This window comes from Mycoplasmopsis citelli (assembly GCF_900660645.1).
Taxonomy (GTDB): Bacteria; Bacillota_I; Bacilli_A; order Mycoplasmatales; family Metamycoplasmataceae; genus Mycoplasmopsis; species Mycoplasmopsis citelli.
The window spans coordinates 986,574-1,008,339 of sequence record NZ_LR215036.1 but is presented as its reverse complement, the minus strand read 5'-3'; the positions used below and the strand labels follow the sequence as shown (position 1 = coordinate 1,008,339).

Sequence of the window (21,766 nt, the reverse complement as noted above, 5' to 3'; positions counted from 1 at the left end):
CAAAAATAACCAATACTGATATGAACCCCAAAAGTTAGACAAAAAATTATTGAAGGAACTTAGTTCTGTATTGGACAGGGCTAAGTCCTTTTAATCTAACTTTAATTCTTTTGTTATTGTAGTAATCAATGTAATTGATAATAGCTTTTTCTAATTGTTCAAGCGATTTAAAAGTATGTTCCTTGCCATAAAACATTTCTGTTTTTAAAACTCCAAAAAATGATTCCATCATCCCATTATCTGGACTATTACCTTTTCGGGACATTGAAGCTTTTATCTCTTTAGAATTTAAAAATTTGTGATAACTATTATGTTGATATTGTCAACCTTGATCACTGTGTAAAATTGTTCCACTATATTTAGCTTTTGTGAAAGCCTTTTTAAGCATTTTTTCAACTTGCAATAAATTTGGGGAGCGAGATATAGTAAAACTGATAATTTCGCTATTATAACCATCTAAAATAGCTGACAAATAAAGTTTTTGAGAATGACTAGGTAAAGCAAATTCAGTAATGTCAGTGTAACATTTTTGCAATGGTTTTTTAGAATAAAAATCTCGATTAATAAGGTTTGGAGCTTTTTTGCCCACTTCGCCTTTGTATGATTTATATTTTTTACGCTTACGATTTCCGCCAATTAAATTTAGCAAATTCATAAGTCTTTTTACTTTTTTATGATTTACCAAATATCCACGATTTTTGAGTTCTAAAGTAATACGACGATATCCATAACTGCCTCTATGTTCATTATATATAGATATAATTTCGTCTTTAAAATTTTTATTTTTATCAGCTGAATTGATTTTTTTAAGATGATAATAATAAGTTGAACGTGATAGTTGAGCAATTTTTAATAAAATTTTTAATGAGAATCCTTCGTCGACCATTTCTTTAACTTTTTGGCTTTTATATTCTGTAAGTCTTTTTGATCCAACGGGATCCCTTTTAACTTTTTTAGGAAAATCACCTCAGTTCTAAGATATTCAATCTCTTGTTTAGCTTTTTCAAGTGGTGTTAATTTTTCTCAAGTTTTCTTTGGTTTACGTCCCATTTTTGATGGCCTTCCTTTTTTTCTTTTCAACAATAGTATACCCATTTTTCTTGTATTGAATAATTCAATTTGAAAGAATCCCTCAATTAGGTAATCCATATTGAAGTGAAATTTCTCTTGTAGAATGTCCTTTAAGAAGAACTTGATTAATCATTTCTAATTTTATTTGTGGAGAATAATATTGATTTTTAGTCTTTTTAACAATTTCAATTCCGTGACGATTTATCAGTGCGACAATATATTTTATAATTGCACGATTTACTCTAAATTTTATTGTTAAAGATTTTTCAGTAAATCCTTTTTTACGTAATTGATATATTTTGATTTTGTCTTCGTAACTTAGTTTCATAAAAATGAACCCCTTAATTTTGGATTTTATTGTCCAACTTTAGGGGTTCATATCATACAATTAAATGTATTGGTTATTTTCTTTTAACAAAGCATATAATGATAAAAATTACACAAAGTATAAAAACATAATCTTAAATTCAATTATTTACAAAAACGCAATTTTTTAATTCTACAATTTATAACCGAAAAATCAATGAATTTGATCCGAATACACTTTGAACAATTGTCACTCCGATAACTGCACCACTTGCACTTTTTTAAATTACACAAAAAACCACAATATAAATGCATCTTCAATCAGATACTCTGTTCCAGATAATGATAAACAAAATTGAGGCAAATATTTTACTGATATTAATTATGAAAAAACCAAATAATGTTGTTTTGAATAAAATCAAAGTAATTATCAATTGAGACCATTAAGGTATTGATATATTGATACGACTGAATCTGTGGAATCAAACCAATTAAAATATTTTGACTTAAACTTAACTAAAGATATGTTTTTAAATAAAAAATCAAACCTGATATACAGAAAATCACAAAGAAAATAATTATGATAATTCCCAAATTCAGTTAGAATATTTAATTACTAAAGCAGTTTCTAAAGATAAAAACCAAATTGAATTTACAAATGTTATATCAGATTATCATAAAAATAAATCTACAGTAAATGATCCTTTACTAGGGTGAAAAACCAAAACTATAATTGTAGGAATTGAGCAAATTGGATTGGAAAAAATTATTAAATTATTAAAAACAAATAAATTTATATTATTATTATAATTAGTGTTATATTTTAAAAATATGAGATTTCTTAATTTTATTACATTAAAAAGTGTCAAATTCACACTACTTTTAGCAACCACACTAGCAACCACAACTTTTGTTTTTTTACCTCAAAGTCTTTTTTATTTTAAGAAAAGCGATATTTCCTTTTTTCCTCAAAAATCAAATATATACATCTTAGAAAATGAAAAAGCAAAACCATCTAAACCCCCTAAAAATGAATCTTTTAAATTAAAATTATTTAACTGACAACAAAAAGAATTAAATGAATTAAAATTTAAACTCCAAAAACTCATTCTAGATTTTAAAGAATTTCCAATTTCAAAAAATTTTTCATCTTTTATCAATGATACTATCAATCAAATTAATCAAGCGAAATATGATGATTATTGAAATTTATCTAAAAACTTTTTGAGTTTCTTTCTAAAATATGATTTTTGGAAGAAAAAATTTAAAGATACAATCGAATTAATAACATCATATATTGATAAACAAAAACAAAAAGAAATATTTAGCAAAGCATTAATTTTTGTTAAAGACTCAAAAATGGATAGTTCTTCTAAAGAATTTTTGAAAAAAATGCAAGAATTTTATATTTATAAATTACAAGAGCAAATTAAGTTATATGAACAATATCCTTACTATCTTCGACCTTTAGAAAGGTTACAAAAACTCTTGTATTACTATCAAAATCATTATGAAGAATATGTTGATTTCCAATGAGGAATAGACAAAAATAACAAATTTTCACTAGAACCTGACAAATACTATAGTGCAAATTTCCAATTAATTTTTATTAATGATGATTATATTAAAAACTGATTAAAATACTATCAAAGATGAAATTGAATTTTTGTTGATAATAAAAATAGAATTCCTAAAATTCAAGACAAATATATTGAAGCTTTACAAATTGATGAAAAATTAAAAAATAATCAAATAATTAGTAATTACCTCAAAAGACAAATAAATTTCACTCCCGATAAATTCAATTCCCTTTGAACTATAAATTCAAAAAATCCTGAAAATCTAACATCTAGTGATGTTAATCGATTGCACCAAATAGAATTAGATACAGTATATATTGAAAGTCAAAAAAAGTTAACCTCTGAAATTAATAAATTATATTCAAACAAAAAATATAATAACTTTAAATCTTTAGGAGACGAAATAGTTAAAGATATAAATTTTAATAATAAAAAATATACTCTTTTAGATTTTCAGAATTTAAAAAATTTTAACTATGAAAAATTTTGAAAATACCAAAATAAAACTTTAAAACCAGACTCTGATTATATAGAACTAGAATCTGATTTTAATATATACAATAACTTATTATGAAACCAACCAAATTTATTTTCTGATGCTAAATATTTAGGTCTTGAGGAAGAACAAATTAATCCAGTTCAAAGAAGAATAAGAGAAAATGGTCATATAGTAGATTACACATTTAAAATCAAAGAAGTAGAAGCTAAAAAACAGGGAAAAGAAATCTGAATTAACCCAATTCCTGAATACAAAAGATGATTTAATCATTGAAAAGAAGTTTTACCAAATATCATCAACAAAAACTGAGATACTAAAACCAAAATCAAGACAGTAGCTTATTATATTGCCACTAATTCTGTTTATTTATCTCCAGTAGACAAGTATTTTAACTATAATGGATATGGATTTTATAATCCGTCTCAAATTTTCACAAAGGATCCAGAAATTCAGTGTGTTGGTTATTCGATGAACTTAGCAGCTGCGCTAACAATTTTAAATATTCCTGTAAGAATTTTGGGAGGGCCATATTTTGGTTCTTCTCTATCAACGGTGGCAGAGGGCGGACACGCTTGAAATGAAGTTTTTGTTGACGGAAGATGAAAAGCAATTGATTTAACTAATTGAGATTTACCTGAAAATTATAACCCTAAAAGAAAACTAAAAACCTTTGAACTTGATGATAGTGATGACTTATTCTTAGAACGTAATTCAGAATGAATGAATAATTTTAAATTAAGTCTTTCTTCATATCAAAGTACTATAATGTTTTTTAAAAATCCTCCACAATACGAATATAAAGGTCTTCCTGATAGTATTTAAGATAAAATAATATGCATTTAAAAAATTAAAAAAAGATTATTAAAAGCTTAGTTCTATGAGTCAAAGAACTAAGCTTTTATTTTTTAATATTTAGTTATTCTAGTTATTATATTTTCATAACATCAAAGGGCTAATGACTTTTAAAAATTTAAGATAATCAGAATCTTGATGCTATTTTTAGCCTAATTTTTTTTATATTCATTGAACAAAAAAGTCAAATTTTTTATTTTTAAAAGTATTCTTTGCACGTTGCCACTATTTTTATATTTTTAACAAACAATTTATCTTTATATTACTTTTAGAGTTCATATTTTTTATTTTAGTTTTTAATGAATGTACTAAAAACCACAAAATAGAGCCATTTTGTGGTAATTTTCCATATTTTCAAAAAATTCTTTTTATTTATACATATTTTTAAAATTCAAAATATAATTAAGATGTCAATAAAAATTATTGACAATAAAATATTAAAAGTTTGTATATTAGTAATTTTAAATATATCTGAAGTTTATTAAATTATAAAATACAAACTAATTAAAAAATCTAGGAGGTAAATAGCATAATTTAGATAAAGTTTTGTTTTTTAATCAAATTTATACAAAAATATCATTTTAAAGTTGATATTAATTTTTGATAGTAAAATTACGCAAATATTTTTTAATTTATTTAATAGTAAATATTCAAATGCAATAGAAACTAATTATAGCATATAAATATTTGATTAAAAATTAAAAATGTAATTTTAAAGCAAAATTGTAAATCTGATGAAGAAATCTATGATTTCGATTTTTAAAACAAATCTTTATACCAAAAACAAAATTCTAATATATCAAAATCCAACATTAAAAGAATCTTAAAAGTTCTTTTAATAAAAATTAATATCAATAATCAAGAGAGGTTTAAACATGAAAATAATATCCAAAAGGCATTTGTTATTAGTTATTGGAGGAATTTCGCTTATAGGCGCTACTTCAGGTATAGCTATTGGAACTACAAAAAATATTTATGAAACTAAAATTAGCTCTTTAAATGAACAAATAAATTTACTTAATTTGCAATTTCAAGAATATAGTATTGCAAATAAAGAAGATAAATCAAAAATTCAAACATTACAATCACAAAGTAAGAATTTGCAATTTCTAGTTCAAAACTTACAAGAAAACAATTTATCTAGTGAAAATTTAGATGATTTTTTAAGTAAAGTCAATCAACAAAAAATTTCCGAAGATGGATATAAAGAATTTGAAAAACCACTTCAAAATTGAAAAAGTAATTTAGTTAAAAAAGTATCGACCTTAACTAAAACACTCAAAAATCTTTTAAACAAAACTAATAATTTAATCCAAGAAACCCAACAAGGAATTACTGAATCGCTCAATAAAGCAAAAAATTTATTAAATTCACTTGAACAAATTACTTTTAATGACACAAAGAGTGCAGTTAAAGCTTTTAAAGCTATCCAAAAATCACAAAACATTTTTTTGAATCAATTAAATAGTAGCATTAGCTTAATTGTTGGACAAATTAATAAACACAATCAAGAAGTAAGCAATCTTAAAGAACAAATTGGTCAAAGAGACGAAAAAATTAAAGAATTAGCTGAAAAACTGGCTAGTCAATTAAGATTTTACTTAAAATCAATTAAACAATTTAAAAATAGTTTACAAGATTTTAATGATTTTGATTTTGAACAATTTGGTGCAGACCAATCTGAAAAAATTAAAACTCAAATTCAAAAAAATTTAAAACTTATAAAAACAAAAGAAACTGTTTTTAGTGAGTTACTAGATCAAATGAATGAATCATTAGCAGATGCTCAAGATAATAACGACTATTCAGATGTGCAAAGCTATGATTTAAATGTGGTGCAAAATAGTTTTGAAAAAATTGTTAAAGGATACGATTTAATCAGAAATGTGCTTATTCCTTTATATACAAAATGAAATCAAGAAAAAGGATTAGAAATTGTAAATCAAGCTAAACAAATTAGTGATTTAGAAAGTCAAACTCAAGTCCTTCAAGCTCAAATAGATTCTTTAAATACCCAAAAAACTACTTTAGAAGAAGAACTTTCTAAAACTAAAGAAGATTTATTAAGCACAAAAACTGAGCTTGAAAATGCTAAATCAGAACTTACTGAACAACAACAAAAACTTTCAGATAATGAGAAAGCTTTAGATAATATCAATACAGAATTAGCACAAAACAAAAACTCGCTAGAATCTATTCAAGAATCTTTAAGAAATACCCAAGCTCAACTTACTACTTTAAATTCTGAACTAGATAACAACAATTTACAAGCAGAAAGTACTTTTAATTCTATTAAATCTGTATATGATGATCTTAAAGTTAAAGCAAATAATTTAATTAGAGAAATTGATAATAGTATTGATGTTTCACAGTTACAAATCAAATTAGATGAACAATTAATAGATTTTAATGAAATCACTACAACTGAAGAGAAATTAGCAAGTATTAAAAATTTAATCCAAAAATCAACAGAGTTAAGTAATTTATATAATGAAGTAGCTCAAAAAGATTTTGACTTCAAAACTCAAAAATCAAATGAACAAATCATTAATCTTCAATCACAAAACCAAGCAATTCAAACTCAAATTCAAGAATTACAAGCAAAACAAGCAAGATTTTCAAGTGTGTTATCAAGGAATATCACAACACTAAATAATGCTTATAATTCAACAAAAACCGAAGCCCAAAAAATTGTTGATACTGCTAAAAGATTAAGTCTTCCAACTACAGAACTAGAAAACTTGCTTAGATTACAAGATTTATCAAGTCTAGGAAGTGATTTAAATGCTCAAATAAATTATGTTGAGCAATACACTAATAGAATTAGTAAATTATCTGAGAAAACTTTAGAAATGCAAAATGCTATTATCGATAAAACAACTATTCAAGCTAACCAATCTAAAAAAGAATTAGAAGATACCAAAAAGCAGAAAAAACAATTAGAAAAAGAAAAGAAATTATTAGCTAAAAAAGACACTCAAAACCAAGCAAAAATCACCAAGTTGCAAAATACCATTAGTGCTAAAGAAAAAGAACTTCAAAATGCTATTTCTCAAAAAGATCAAGCTCTAAGAGAAAAGGAACAAATCCGAATAAACGGCGAAATTCAACATCAACAAGACCAAAATACAATAAATGACCTTAATGACCAAAAAGGCCAGTTAAATTCTAATTTATATGTTACTAAAAAATCATTAGAAACAAGTGAAGCAATTCGACAACAACTTAATAAAGAAAAACAAGAACTACAAAATCAATTAGACAGCGCGAAAATAGACCTTAATGATAAAATTAATAACTACAAAAAATGAAGAGAAGCAATCATAAACTCAAATCTCTATAAAAATGCGACTGAAACTTACAATTATAAAAATGATTCAGGAAGAACTAATGCCCTTACAGGGTATGGAGATTATTATGATAAATATTACTTTGGTGATTACTTTAGCAAATTATATCCTGGAAAAACCCCTGATAGTGTTTCTGTTATTCAAAAATTTCCCCTTAGGTTAAGAAATAAAGCCCAAGGGGAACACACCTTCAGAATTTGATACATCGATACAAATGAATCTGACTCAACCAAACAATTAAAATCAACAATCAAAACCTGAGAATACAACATGTCTGATAAATGACAAATTGGTCTTGGAGAAATGTATCACAATTCATCTGCTAAAGACAGTAATACTAATTATATACATTCTGAATATTTTGTTATTAATAAAATAAATGATTGAGCTCCTAATAAAGTTGAATTTATCTACGCTATGGCTAGTTGAGATAAAAATAAAAAATTGATTTGAGATCTCAAAGCAAAACAAGTAATAGTTTCAATCGAAGAGCTAGATAATAATTAATAAGATCTTGTGTTACTACAAATTAAAAACAACAAAAGTTCTGCTTAACAGTTAACCAAATAGTCTTTTTTTGTGAACTTTTATAATTAAAATAATATGAAGTTTTTAAAATTACAAAGCATGAAATTAACATTACTTTTAACTAGCACACCAGCTACTACATTTTGTGTTTTTTTATCTCCAAGTCTTATACTTCACAAAACAAAAATCATTTCTTATTTTTCACAAAATTCAGGTATTTCAGCTTCTCCTGAACCTCCTTTTTCTATTAATAAAAATAATATACCTAAATTAAGAATAAAAAATTTTCCTAAAGAAGAACTTTCATATTGAGAAAAAGCCGGATTATCCGGAATAAAATCTAATCTTCAAAAAATTATTTTAGATTCTAAAAAATTCCCAATTTCAGAAGATTTTTTATCATTTGTTAATTATAATATCAGACAAATAGAACAAGAAAAAGATATAGTTAAAGATTATGATGATTATTGAAATGTAAAACGTATACAACGAATCTTTTTATTTTATAATTATAAACTTTGAAAGCAAGCATTTTTAAATTCTGATGATTTAGTTTTAACTTCTGAAGATAAAGATGAATGAAATAAAATTTTCATTAAAAAATCAAATGAAATTAAAACTTTATCAGAAGAAAACCAAATAATCAATTCAAAAAACTACTTAAAAGATTTTTATATTTATAAGTTAAAACAACAAATTAACTTATATGAACAACATCCATATTATTTTCAGCCTTTAGAACGTTTAAAAAAAATTTTATATCACTATCAAAATAATTACGAAAAATATGTTGATTTTCAATGAGGAATTGATAAAGATAATAAATTTTCATTAGACCCTAGCAAATATTACAGCGGAAATGTTCGGCAAGCTTATGTTGATGATAAATATATTTCTAATTGATTAAAATATTATTCAAGATGAAATTGAATTTTTGTTAAACCACAAGATCAAATAGATAAAATTGAAGACAAAGATATAAAAGCTTTACAAATAAATGAAAAATTTAAAAGCAATAAAATAATTAGCGACTATATCAAAAGACAAATAAATTTCGCTTCAGATAGATATCATAAACTTTGAACTATAAATTTGAAAAACCCCGAAAAAGTAAATATAAATTATTTTAAAAAGCAAGACTCTACATACTTGTTTTCAGAATATAATAGAATTCAAAACCAAACAATTGACGAAATAAATAAATTAGGATTAAAATTTAATAATTTCCAAACAAAAATAAATTTTGATATTAAAAAAATCAAAAATGGAGATAAAGAATACAAATTTTTTGATAATAGCCAATTAAAACGTTTTGATTACGAAAAATTTTACAAATATCAAAATTTTGTAGAGTTATCAAAAAACAAAATAGCTAGTTCTGGACCTGGTTTTAATATCTATAATGATTTATTATGAAAGCAACCCAACTTATTTTCAGATTCTCATTACCGCTCCTTTTATTCAGAACTAATAAATCCCGTTCATAGAAGAATAAAAGAAAATGATTATATAGTAGACTACACAAACCCATTAACTGAAGAAGAAATCAAACAAGGTAAAAGTACTTTTAAAGATGCTCAGTGAATTAATCCAATTCCCCAATACAAAAAATGATTTAATCATTGAAAAGAAGTTTTACCTAAAATTATCAATAAAAACTGAGATATAAAAACCAAAATTAAGGCGTTAGCTTACTATATTGCTACTAATTCTTTATATCTTTCTCCGATAGACAAACATTTTAATTACAATGGGTATGGATTTTATAATCCAACACAAATTTTTACAAATGACCCTGAAATTCAGTGTGTTGGTTACTCGATGAATTTAGCTGCCGCTTTAACTATTTTAAATATTCCTGTGCGAATTTTAGGAGGTCCTGTTGTAGGAACTCCAACGGGAACATTCGCAGAGGGTGGACACGCTTGAAATGAAGTTTTTGTTGACGGAAGATGAAAGGCAATTGACTTAACAAATTGAGATTTAAATGAAAACACATTTGATAAAAATATCAGTTATGAACTTAAAGATGATGAAGACTTATTCTTAGAACGTAATTCTGAGTGAATGAATCAATTAAAACTTAACATTAGTTCATATGAAACTACCTTAATGTTTTTCAAAAACCCGCCAGAATATGAGTACCAAGATCTTCCTGATAGTCTTTAAAAAAAGATATGAACCCCGAAAGTTGGACAATAAAATCCAAACTTAAAGGGTTCATATCTTTTATTAATTACAAAAATTGAGCTTGAGCAATAAAAAATTCAATCAATCAAGAATTAACAGAGGCAAAATAAGAACTTAATGATAAAATTAATACTTATAAAAAATGAAGAGAAACAATCATAAACTCAAATCTTTATAGAAATACCATTGAAACTTACATTTATAAAAATGATTCAGGACGAACCAATGCCCTTACAGGGTATGGAGATTATTATGATAAATATCGCTTTGGTGGTTGATTTAGCACATTATATCTTGGAAAAACCCCCGATAGTGTTTCTATTATTCAAAAATTTTCCCTTAGGTTAAGAAATAAATCTCAAAAAGAATATTCCTTCAGAATTTGATACCTTGATACAACAGAAACTGACCCAACCAACAATCAAAACCTGAGAATACAACATGTCTAATGAATGAACTCGGGGTTATGGAGAAATGTATCACAATTCATCTGCTAAAGACAGTAATACTCATTATATACATTCAGAATATTTAGCTATTAATAAAATAAATGATTGAGCTCCTAACAAACTTGATTTTTTCTATGTTATGGCTAGTTGAGATTATGATAAAAACCAGATTTGATATCTCAAAGCAAAACAAGTAATAGTTTCAATTGAAGAACTAGATAATAATTAATAAGATTTTTGTGCTATTCGAAATCAAAAAACCCAAAATTTGGACTTAACTGATATGAACCCCTAAAGTTGGACAATAAAATCCAAAATTAAGGGGTTCATTTTTATGAAACTAAGTTACGAAGACAAAATCAAAATATATCAATTACGTAAAAAAGGATTTACTGAAAAATCTTTAACAATAAAATTTAGAGTAAATCGTGCAATTATAAAATATATTGTCGCACTGATAAATCGTCACGGAATTGAAATTGTTAAAAAGACTAAAAATCAATATTATTCTCCACAAATAAAATTAGAAATGATTAATCAAGTTCTTCTTAAAGGACATTCTACAAGAGAAATTTCACTTCAATATGGATTACCTAATTGAGGAATTCTTTCAAATTGAATTATTCAATACAAGAAAAATGGGTATACTATTGTTGAAAAGAAAAAAGGAAGGCCATCAAAAATGGGACGTAAACCAAAGAAAACTTGAGAAAAATTAACACCACTTGAAAAAGCTAAACAAGAGATTGAATATCTTAGAACTGAGGTGATTTTCCTAAAAAAGTTAAAAGGGATCCCGTTGGATCAAAAAGACTTACAGAATATAAAAGCCAAAAAGTTAAAGAAATGGTCGACGAAGGATTCTCATTAAAAATTTTATTAAAAATTGCTCAACTATCACGTTCAACTTATTATTATCATCTTAAAAAAATCAATTCAGCTGATAAAAATAAAAATTTTAAAGACGAAATTATATCTATATATAATGAACATAGAGGCAGTTATGGATATCGTCGTATTACTTTAGAACTCAAAAATCGTGGATATTTGGTAAATCATAAAAAAGTAAAAAGACTTATGAATTTGCTAAATTTAATTGGCGGAAATCGTAAGCGTAAAAAATATAAATCATACAAAGGCGAAGTGGGCAAAAAAGCTCCAAACCTTATTAATCGAGATTTTTATTCTAAAAAACCATTGCAAAAATGTTACACTGACATTACTGAATTTGCTTTACCTAGTCATTCTCAAAAACTTTATTTGTCAGCTATTTTAGATGGTTATAATAGCGAAATTATCAGTTTTACTATATCTCGCTCCCCAAATTTATTGCAAGTTGAAAAAATGCTTAAAAAGGCTTTCACAAAAGCTAAATATAGTGGAACAATTTTACACAGTGATCAAGGTTGACAATATCAACATAATAGTTATCACAAATTTTTAAATTCTAAAGAGATAAAAGCTTCAATGTCCCGAAAAGGTAATAGTCCAGATAATGGGATGATGGAATCATTTTTTGGAGTTTTAAAAACAGAAATGTTTTATGGCAAGGAACATACTTTTAAATCGCTTGAACAATTAGAAAAAGCTATTATCAATTACATTGATTACTACAATAACAAAAGAATTAAAGTTAGATTAAAAGGACTTAGCCCTGTCCAATACAGAACTAAGTTCCTTCAATAATTTTTTGTCTAACTTTTGGGGTTCATATCAAACTGCTAACCAAAGGGGCCTTTTTTCTTTTTTATGTAAACCGTTATAATTAAAATAATATGAAGTTTTTAAAATTACAAAACACGAAATTCACATTACTTTTAATTAGTGCATTAGGCACTGCATCTTGTGTTTTTTTGCCACAAAGTCTCATACTTCATAAAGAAAATAGAATTTCTTTATTTTCACAAAATTCAGTCGGGTTCCCACCTAGTTCACTAACAGATAAAATTCCTTGAGAAGAGCTTTCGTATTTAGCAAAACAAGGATTATCTGAAACAAAATCTAATCTTCAAAAAATTATCTTAGATTATAAAAAATTCCCAATTTCAGAAGATTTTTTATCATTTGTTAATGATAATATCAAACAAATAGAACAAGATGAAGATTATGATGATTATCGAGACATAAAACGTATACAACGAATCTTTTTACTTCACAACTATAAAATTTGAAAACAAGCATTTTTAAATTCTGATGATTTAGTCTTAACTTCTGAAGATAAAGATGAATGAAAGAAAATTTTCATTCAAAAATCAAATGAAATTAAAACTTTATCAGAACAAAACCAAACAATCAATTCGCAAAATTACTTAAAAGATTTTTATATTTATAAGTTAAAAGAACAAATTAAATTATATGAAAAATATCCATACTATCTTCAACCACTTGAAAGATTAAAGAAAATTTTGTATTACTATCAAAATAATTATGGTGAATTCGTGGATTTTCAATGAGGAATTGATAAAAATGGTAAATTTTCACTAGAGCCTAGCAAATACTATAGTGGAAATTATCAACGAATTAAAATTAATGACGAATATATTAAAAACTGAATTAAATATTATCAAAGATGAAATTGAGTTTTTGTAAAAACAGACGATCAAATCTCTAAAATTGAGGATAAAGATATTTTGGCTTTACAAATAGATAAAAAATTTAAAGATAATAAAATAATTAGCGATTATTTAGAAAGACAAATTAATTTTCAACCAAATAGATATTTTGAGCTTTGAAACATAAATGAACAACACCCAGAAAAAGTAAATTACAATGACGTTAAACAAAAAGGACTAAGAATTTTTTCAGGATATTATAATAAAGAAATATCAGTAATTAGTGAAATTAATAAACTTAATTTATCAAAAGTTTCCTTTCAAAAACCAACCGTTAATTTTAAAAAAGATTTATTTGATAATAAAGAATACGAATTTTTGGACTGAAGCTCAATAAAAAAATTTGATTACAAAAAATTTTACAATTATCAAAAACTAGTTGAAATAAAGGATGAATACTCACTTGGATCAATTGAAGGCTTTAGTATTTACAACAATCTTTTATTTGAAAAGCCAAATTTATTTTCAGATGGTTTATATAAATCTATAAATTCAGAACTAATAAAACCTGTTCAAATAAGAAAAAAGAAAATGGTTATATAGTAGACTACACAACTGAGCTAACTGACGAAGAAGTTAAAAAAGGAAAATCTGCCATTGATGATGCTCAATGAATTAATCCAATCCCTGAATATAAAAAATGATTTAACCATTGAAAAGAAATATTACCTAAAATTATTGACAAAAATTGAGATTCTAAGAAGAAAATAAAAACAGTTGCTTATTATATTGCAACTAACTCTTTATATTTATCTCCTATAAAAAAGAAATTTAACTACAATGGTTATGGATTTTACAATCCAACTCAAATTTTTACCAACGATCCCGAAATTCAATGTGTTGGTTACTCAATGAATTTAGCGGCGGCTCTTACAATTTTAAATATTCCGGTTCGCATTTTAGGAGGCCCTGTTGTAGGAGATGCATCTGGTCCAATTTCCAATGGGTCTCATGCTTGAAATGAAGTTTTTGTTGACGGAAGATGAAAAGCTATTAATTTGACTTGATTTGATTATAATGAAAATTCTTATATTCAGAAAACATTCGAACTTAAAGATGATGAAGATTTATTCTTAGAGCGAAGTTCTGAGCATATGAATCAATTTAAGCTTGACATAGCTTCATATCAAAGCACTATAATGTTTTTTAAAAACACACCAGAATACGAATATAAAGATCTTCCTGATAGTATTTAAAGTTAAATGACAATAATAATAATAATAACCAATACAATTAATTGTATTGGTTATTATTTAAAAAATCAAAACAACAAATTAGTTTTAAAGGTAAATGTACTATCGAAACCCTTGTAAAAAATAATATTTCCTAATTTAAATTAAATTTGATGTTTTTGTTAAAAAAGTATTTTTTATTTTTGGTTCATAAATAATAAAGAATATAATTTATTTATCATGAAAAAGTTGATGAATTTTAAGCTATTAAGTATTCTTTTAAGTAGCACAATTCCAATCGCTATTTCAAGCTCTTGTTCATCAGCTTATGAATCTCAAAGTAGTCCTCAAAGCGAAAGTGATTTTTATAATTCTTTAAGTAAAGCAATCAAAAATGCTGAAAATCTTAAAAAAACTATAAATAAAAACACTCCATCTAAAGAAAATGACACTACACCTATAAATCCCAATCCAAGTGATTTTAAAAGTAATACTTTGTCTGAAGATAATATACAAAATAAAACCAAAAAAACTTTAGAAAGTGATAAGAACTTACAAGGAACTACATCTCCAAAAGTTGCACAAACTGAAAAACCTATTTCAGTAGAATCAAATAAAACAAACACCCCTCAAATTCAAGAAGCAGAAGGGTTAAGGATTGCTCATTGAAACATTTTAAATTATCCAAATAAGCAACCGCAAACAAATGAATTTAAGGTTTCAATTATTAGCAAAATTCTTTCAGAAATTAATCCAGATGTAATTGGATTAACTGAAATTAATAATGGTAGTTATGAAGCTGTAAGTTTAATTGTTGATAAATTAAACTTACTTGCAAATTCAAAGCGCCACTATCAAATGATTTATCAACCTAAGAGTGATTATAACGAAGATTCTTCAAAAGATGTACAAGAATCGGTAGTTATTTTATATGATACTAATAAATTATCTCCAATTCCTTTTAGTGACGGTACTACTCAAAAATCATTTAAAGGTGAAATTGATTTGCCATTTAAAAATGAAGATTATGTAACTTCATATGTACGTCCACCATTTGGGGTGATGTTTAATGTAAATGGAACTGAAAAATCTTTTACAACAATATTTGATCACTTCGATTCTCCTGGTAAAAAGAAGGGGATTGAAAAAGGCTTTAATGATTTAAATCATAATTTGAAATTATTTAACGGAGCAATTGGTTATCAAGAAGGAGTTGAAGCATACCATTTAGATAAGGTTTTTGATTTCTTTAAACAAGCAGGAGCTAAAAATATAGTTTTTGGTGGGGATACAAATATCCCTGTAGATTCTTCAGATCTTTTTATTAATTTAGTGACTAAAGGATATTTAAGTGGTTGAAGTGATAATCAAGAATCAAGCACCTCTTTAAGAATGCCAGCAAGACTTAGAGAAGCAACTTTAGCTCAAAATTATAATGATGCATATGCTCAGCCTTATGATCGCATGTTTTATGATAAAGATAATTTTGATCAAGATCCAAAAAATCGTGATTTATTTAAATATGATATTTTCAAAAACTATATAGAAAATCAAGAGTTTCAAAATTATGTTAATAATGAATATCTTCGACTTTTTAATGTTAAACTCAATAAAGGAAAAAAGGCAGACAAAAACTCAAATAGCATTTGATATGTTCTAAGATATATTGTTTCAGATCATCTTCCAGTTTGATTATCTTTAAGTTTTAAAAATTAAAGTATTTTCATTATTAAACTAGCTTAAATTTTTAATGTATTTCAAAAGTAAAGTAATAAAAAAATAACTTGGAGATACATTTGATTTTTTAGCTGGTTTTTTTATTAATTATCGAAATGAACAAAGTTGTTAATATGTTAAAAAATAAAAAATCTCAAGAAAAACTTGAGATTAAAAGATTTTGATTTTTTTAGTCTTTTATCTTCTTCGAGTAAAAATTGATAAAACATAAAATACTAATAAGGCAAAGTTAACAAAGAGATCTACTCCATTTTTAAAGGCTAATTTTGCAATTTCTGAATTATCTGTAAGCACTAAAGTTTCGCTATCTTGAAAAGTTTTTCTTCATGTAAAAAAGGTTCCAAATGATAAAAATAAAGTATATAAAAGAGGTAAGATAAAATCAACAATTCTATAAAATCCACTATTTGTGCTTGGGGTTGTAAAAAATAAAATAAGCGAAACAAAAAAAGTAAAAAGAATCACAAAAAATAGTGTTATGTAAACTTTTTTAATTTTAGTTAAATCCACTAATCCAAAATATGATAATGCACCAGTAATGAGTATAATTACCGCAGGAATTATAAAAATAGCAATTAGAATGTATTCATTTAAATCACCTGTTATTTTTAAATAGTATAACCCGCTAGAAATTAATAGCGGTAAAGTGATTTGGACCACTAATCAAAAAGCAAACGTAATTCCCACACCTTTTTTTCAAGAAGAGCCATAAGCAATCGAAACTCCAAAATAAACAAAAAAGGCAAACATCATAACAAAATAAAGATAAAAGAATTTATCAGAATGATATTTGCCAACCCAATCAAAAAGGAAAAATTCTCCAACTATTAGTCCTGAAAAAATTAATAAACTAATAGCAAAAGTTAAAAATGTAAATGCATAATACTTTTTGTGAGCTGCATTTAATTCAAATGTTTGAAAGTTGTTTTGATTTGTTTTATTAAAAAGATTGTTTAACATATTAATAATTATATATTTTTTACTAAACTATAAGCATTTTTTAAAGTTGAAAAAATTCTAAATTCTAATGTCCTCAAAATTAACTATTCCATCACTAGATAGTGGAAATTGGTAATAATTTTGTACAAGAACTTTGTTTAAGTTTTTTGAATTATCAATATTTTTGGTATCAAATGGAAGCACAATTAAATTATTAAGTTCATTAATTAAATTAATTTGAGCTTTTAAATTTTGATTTTGGATGAGCTTTACAGCTTTTTCTAAATTAAAATCAATTGATTTTAAAATCGGATAGTTATTAAAAGCGAATTGATTATTTAAATAAGTTCTTGTTAAATGGTTATTCCAAATTAATTTAAAATAACTTTCAATAGTATTATTTGGATATTCGAATATTTGAAATGAAATAAAATAATTATTTTCCTGTAATTCTTTTAAAGATGTCTTTTGAACTTTAACTCTCATTTTTGGTGATATTGAGTTTAATAAATTTACATAATATTCAAATAATTGAATTTCTTTTTCTGAATCAGAATCTAAAATCGGCACATTAAATTGCAATATTTTTTGAGAATTATTTAAATATTTATCAATAATGAAATTTAATTCTTTTTTAATTTCCTCAAAAACAATGCTTGGTAATTGTTTTTGAAAATCTAAGATATTCTTTTTAGTAAAATAACTATTTTTTAAATCAAAATAATTAACTTTTTTATTTGTATTTTGAGAATAAAGATAAATATCTTGAATATTAATTTCACTATAAGCATCACTTAAAGTTTTAATGTTGCTATGTTCACTTTTGTTGTTATTTAGTTTCATTAATGGTAAAGATAATGAATTTCAATAATATTGATTATCTAAATAAAGAGCTTTTGCAAACAGTGAATAAATTCTACTTAAATAATATTTAAAAAGATAACTTGCTTGGGAATTTTGGAAGTAAAATTCTTTAAAGGCATCATTAAATTGATTGGGTTTTTGTTTGTCAAAAGAATTGGCAAAATAAAATCTTTGATTAATTTGCAAATTATTACTTTGAAAAATTTCTCTTAAACCATATTGTCGTGAACGACCTAAAATATCATCTTTTTGAATGTTATTAAAAATATTAAAAGGAACTTCAGAAATTAAATTTTGTCTAAAGGAACGCAGTTGTTGAATTCTGAATGTTTCAATATCTAATGGAGTTGGGTTATATTTTAAAGTTATTTGATCAATAGTATTAAGAGCAATATTAAAACTTTTATCAGGTGAAAATTTGTTTTTTATTAGTCTAATTAAATTTATTTGATTTTGATAAGGTAAGTATTTGGAAAGATAAAGTTTATCTTTATAGTTATTTTTTGCTTTTAAGTTTATTGGTTGGGGGTTAAAGATCATATTAGCCATTAGCTCAAATTTAATAAAACTATCAGCTAAGTTTTTGCTAGATTTAATGATAAGCAAGTTATTTTTAGCACTAATTTGCACCCCATATTGTTTTTCGAAATCTTTCATAATTTGTGGAGATAAATTTGAAATAAGATCTTGGGCTTGAAATTTATTATTACTTAAATCACCATTATATTTAGAATAATAAAGATCATTTTTTAATTCAAATGTAATTTGCTGAGCTTTTTTTAAATTGTTTCAAAAATCAGGATGATTAATTGAAGTAATGTCGCTAGAAAAAAGATTGGTAATGTAGTTATTGTTTAAATCTGTATTATTTGTGAAATTATCATTAGTATAAGTTAGTGAAGTATTATCAGCAAAATGCAACTTAATTGCCGATGCTAAATAAAAAGATAAACGACTTTTTGAAGGTTGAGTGATGATGTTATTAACTTTATCGACAATTAAATTATCAAAGGAATTATATTTTAGTAGAGGTGCAAAAAGAGCTTTTTCAATATCATTTTGATATTTACGATTTTCAAAAATAGGAAAAATGCCATCAGCATACTGATTTGCTTGATTATAATTTCTTACATAATTTTGTTTGCTTTTAATTTGAGAAGGAGAAGCGCATCCAACCACAAACGAAGTAAACAAAAGCGGCAAAGATGTTAATCATATTTTTTTAAATTTCATTTTTTCCTATCTATTTCAAAAGTTTTTTGCCACATTAATTGCAAGCATTTTTCACAAAATAATAAATAAAATCGAAATGGTAAATGTGCAAATAAATAATCCGATATTTGAAGGATTATCGATAATTTGCTTATATAAATTTCCGATATTTGCATGTTGATAAATATCGGAGATATTAAAAAAAGCAAGTGAAGCTAATGAAATAAGTCCAAGAGAAAGTTGCTCAGCAAGTAGCGGTAAACATGTGAAAAAGTTTATTTTTACAATTCGATAAATAATTTTTCAAGGACTAAGACCTAAAACTTTATAAGCAAGAATGTATTGCTTTTGCATAATTATTACAGTATTGTTATATGCAAAGTAAAAAATAGCAAAAAATCCAATAATTCCTAAAATTAAAATTGCTTTAATAAATGAATATCCACTTAAACTAAAAACAATAATATTTAAAAACAAAAATGGAATAATCATTAGTACGCTAATAATTCAAAAGGAAATTTTTGAAGTTTTTCCTTGATAAAAATATCCTAATGTTGTTCCGATATAAATTCCTAATATTCCCTGAATTAGTGCAGATATTAGTAAAATTAAAAACGTTAACGAAAAAGAATTTAGTAAAATGGCTAAATTATCTACTCCATTGTAATTTGTTCCTAGTAAATAAAAAAGATGTTTTCCACTAATAGCTTCAATGACATTATAAGGATTAAAAGTTATTGTAAAAGTAGATTGAAAATTTTTTATATTATCTAGCTTAATTATTCCTTGATCTTGAAGTTTAAATAAATAATCAGTATAAGGCCCTTTGTCAAAAGAGCGACTAATTATCGGATAAAGCGAAGAAGGAAGATTATAAGTTAAAAAGCTATCATGATCAGGAATATAACTAGAATTTTGGTAAGTTAAATTAGCAATTCAGATACCAAAAATCCAACAAATAGTAATAATTACCAAAGTTAGATTTAACTTATTTTTAAAAAATCTTTTAGTAAGTGAGTAATTTACGGAATTTTTGAAGTTTTGATTTTCCAAATAAGTACTATTTACTTTGGTAAACGAAAATTTATTGTTCATTAAATCTCCTTTTGAAAGTAAACACACTTTTATAAAGATTATCTTTATAAATTGGATTTGCTGACACTAATATTAATTCAATAATAAGTTGAAAGATGATAATTGAAATTACTGTTGCGAAAATAAAATACAAAATTAAATAAATTTCACCTTGACTAAATGCATTAATTAAAATAATGCTTTGACCTTGAAGTTGAAACACTCTTTCTACAATTAATGAATACGAAAGGACAAAAGCATATAAAACAGTAATTGAAGAAGAAAAATTTACAAATGCATTTTTCAACACATGTTTAAAGAAAATTCTTGTTTCTGAAATTCCCTTTGCTCGAGCAAATTTAATGTATGTTTGTTTTAAAACTTCACTAGTAGATTCTTTAACTTTTAAAGTAAAAAAAGACATACATAATACAAAAATAAGTAAATTCGGAAAAAATAGACTTTGAATTACTGATGCAATTTGGTATTCTTCAGGTTCAATAATTAAAGAAGGCCAGTTAATTTGTTCTGAATAAATAATTAAAATAGGAGCTAAAATAAAAATCGGTAGTGAAGAAAATAAATATAAAGTTCCAACAATGAATTGGTCAAAAAATTTATTTTTAATATAAGCACTTAAACTTCCAAAAATAAGTCCAAATAGTAACGAAATTATAAAAGAAGGGATAATTAAGAGCAAGCTTTTTTGAAAGTAAAAATCATAAAACTCCCCAACCTTACCAAAAGAAATTTGGTTATTTGAATTAACAATAAAGCCAAATTTAAAACTAAAAATACTTCCAAGATATTTAAAGTAATTAGTTAATATATTACCAACTGGTGAAATAATAAAGGACAAAATAAAAAATGAAAGACTTAGTACTAAAAATAAGGAAACAAGTCCTCATAATCCTTTTTTTAGCACTATATTTAAGGCTTTCATTTTAATCTCTCTACAAAAAAACCGCAGCAATTGCGATCTTTATTAGGCGATGTTTTCTTTCTTTAAAACTTCTTTAATTGCTTCAAAGGCAGCGTCTTCATCAGTTCCGTCAAATTTAAATGTTACTTCAGATCCACTTTTTACACCTAAAGCCATAACATTCATAATTGATTTTAAGTTAGCTTCTCTTCCATTTGAAACTAATTTGATATTTGAAGAGAATTTAGTTGCCACTGAAACTAAATTTGAAGCTGGACGAGCGTGTAGACCAATTGGATCTAGAATTTTTACTGTAATTTCTTTCATAAACTCCTCTATTAAAAATATTTATGATTTATAGAAAAATTATAGCAAAAATTACGCTTTATTTTGCAGATATTGCTAAAAG

Annotated in this window: 13 protein-coding genes and 1 pseudogene; 8 read left to right on the top strand and 6 right to left on the bottom strand. The window is 25.0% G+C overall.

All coding sequences use genetic code 4. The annotated features are described in order from the left end of the window. Window positions 1-46 precede the first annotated feature (46 nt). Window positions 47-1,399, bottom strand: a pseudogene (locus tag EXC58_RS03755) (IS3 family transposase). An 809-nt stretch (window positions 1,400-2,208) separates the two neighbouring features. On the opposite strand from EXC58_RS03755, the gene EXC58_RS03750 reads away from it, so the two are divergent. From EXC58_RS03750 to EXC58_RS03715, 8 genes are all read left to right on the top strand, one after another. After that, window positions 2,209-4,278, top strand: coding sequence for a transglutaminase-like domain-containing protein (locus EXC58_RS03750; RefSeq protein WP_129725696.1), 2,070 nt, complete (start codon window positions 2,209-2,211; stop codon window positions 4,276-4,278). Between the two features lie 905 nt (window positions 4,279-5,183). Then, window positions 5,184-8,165, top strand: a complete 2,982-nt coding sequence (locus EXC58_RS03745) for a hypothetical protein (protein WP_129725695.1) — start codon at window positions 5,184-5,186, stop codon at window positions 8,163-8,165. Window positions 8,166-8,261: 96 nt separating this feature from the next. Next, window positions 8,262-10,355 carry a transglutaminase-like domain-containing protein gene (locus EXC58_RS03740; protein WP_129725694.1) on the top strand — a complete coding sequence of 698 codons (2,094 nt, stop codon included), beginning with the start codon at window positions 8,262-8,264 and terminating at the stop codon, window positions 10,353-10,355. Window positions 10,356-10,817: 462 nt separating this feature from the next. Next, a complete protein-coding gene (locus EXC58_RS03735; protein WP_129725693.1) occupies window positions 10,818-11,054 on the top strand; it encodes a hypothetical protein in 237 nt (78 codons plus the stop codon). A gap of 105 nt (window positions 11,055-11,159) precedes the next feature. After that, window positions 11,160-12,511 (top strand): IS3 family transposase gene (locus EXC58_RS03730; RefSeq protein WP_129725212.1). Its coding sequence is split into 2 segments (ribosomal slippage): window positions 11,160-11,601 and window positions 11,601-12,511, totalling 1,353 coding nucleotides; the frame shifts between segments, so codons are not numbered across the junction. An 89-nt stretch (window positions 12,512-12,600) separates the two neighbouring features. Further along, entirely contained in the window at window positions 12,601-13,980 is a 1,380-nt protein-coding gene (locus EXC58_RS03725; protein ID WP_129725692.1) for a hypothetical protein, read from the top strand. Window positions 13,981-14,288: 308 nt separating this feature from the next. Continuing rightward, window positions 14,289-14,633 (top strand): transglutaminase domain-containing protein, encoded by a 345-nt coding sequence (locus EXC58_RS03720; protein WP_129725691.1) that lies wholly within the window; start codon window positions 14,289-14,291, stop codon window positions 14,631-14,633. Window positions 14,634-14,861: 228 nt separating this feature from the next. Then, window positions 14,862-16,325 (top strand): MnuA family membrane nuclease, encoded by a 1,464-nt coding sequence (locus EXC58_RS03715; RefSeq protein ID WP_129725690.1) that lies wholly within the window; start codon window positions 14,862-14,864, stop codon window positions 16,323-16,325. 198 nt (window positions 16,326-16,523) lie between these two features. On the opposite strand, the gene EXC58_RS03710 is transcribed toward EXC58_RS03715, so the two are convergent. The 5 genes from EXC58_RS03710 to EXC58_RS03690 are packed head-to-tail and all read right to left on the bottom strand — an operon-like array spanning window position 16,524 to window position 21,684. After that, window positions 16,524-17,306 carry an MAG0110 family membrane protein gene (locus EXC58_RS03710; RefSeq protein WP_129725689.1) on the bottom strand — a complete coding sequence of 261 codons (783 nt, stop codon included), beginning with the start codon at window positions 17,304-17,306 and terminating at the stop codon, window positions 16,524-16,526. Between the two features lie 57 nt (window positions 17,307-17,363). After that, complete coding sequence (locus EXC58_RS03705) at window positions 17,364-19,382, bottom strand: OppA family ABC transporter substrate-binding lipoprotein (RefSeq protein WP_129725688.1); 2,019 nt, start codon at window positions 19,380-19,382, stop codon at window positions 17,364-17,366. A gap of 6 nt (window positions 19,383-19,388) precedes the next feature. After that, a complete protein-coding gene (locus EXC58_RS03700; RefSeq protein ID WP_129725687.1) occupies window positions 19,389-20,456 on the bottom strand; it encodes an ABC transporter permease in 1,068 nt (355 codons plus the stop codon). Then, window positions 20,446-21,378: an ABC transporter permease subunit gene (locus tag EXC58_RS03695; protein WP_129725686.1), complete on the bottom strand. Its 933-nt coding sequence runs from the start codon at window positions 21,376-21,378 to the stop codon at window positions 20,446-20,448. Before EXC58_RS03695 ends, EXC58_RS03700 begins: the two co-directional genes overlap by 11 nt. A gap of 42 nt (window positions 21,379-21,420) precedes the next feature. Then, window positions 21,421-21,684, bottom strand: a complete 264-nt coding sequence (locus EXC58_RS03690; protein WP_129725685.1) for an HPr family phosphocarrier protein — start codon at window positions 21,682-21,684, stop codon at window positions 21,421-21,423. Window positions 21,685-21,766 lie beyond the last annotated feature (82 nt).